This is a genomic window from Psychrobacter sp. 1U2, assembly GCF_051847575.1.
The window spans coordinates 1-626 of sequence record NZ_JBPYDC010001332.1; the positions used below are offsets into that span (position 1 = coordinate 1).

General features: G+C 47.3%; 1 protein-coding gene. It reads right to left on the reverse strand.

Annotated elements, in window-relative coordinates:
* The coding region (locus tag ACS8FD_RS21925) for a UvrD-helicase domain-containing protein (protein ID WP_439277423.1) at positions 1-626 on the reverse strand (626 nt) is incomplete at both ends.

Here is a 626-nt window from a genome sequence, read left to right on the forward strand (position 1 = left end):
CAAGCTTAAGGCCAGTTAACAGTTGCGCCATGGCAGCAGCATTGGTACGGCAAAGAATGGCATCTTTTTTACTGTGCACCATACCTTTATCTGTTGATGAGCGCTTATCTGGATTACCTTTAAGTGGTACGTCTTCTTGCAATGCCTTTAATAAGGTATTAGCAACTTCTGCAATCGGCTCACCAAAGCGAAAGGATTGGGTCAATAACGTTTGCGGCAACGGTAGCTTTTTCATCGCATTGACTGCACCGCGCCACTCATAAATCTGCTGATGGGCGTCACCAACATAAATGACTTGCTTTGATTGCTGAGTCAAAATGCCCATCATCAATGGGTCGGCATCTTGCGCTTCATCGAATAAAATGAAGTCAGCAGGTATGCTTGGCTTAGACAACGCCCATAATTTTAGATAGATATCATGACCGATACCGGCAGGATGGCGCGCATCGATAGACTGTAACCAGCGTTGTTCGACAGCAGGGTAGAGCATCTCACGCAGCTGTTCGGCGTCAGACTCATCGAGCCAGCTTGGAAATAAAATATGTCTTGGCGCCGGGTAGCTTGCATGAGTACTACAAAAATTGCTGATCGCGTCACTCACGAAACGCGCTAATCTGGCGGGCGTT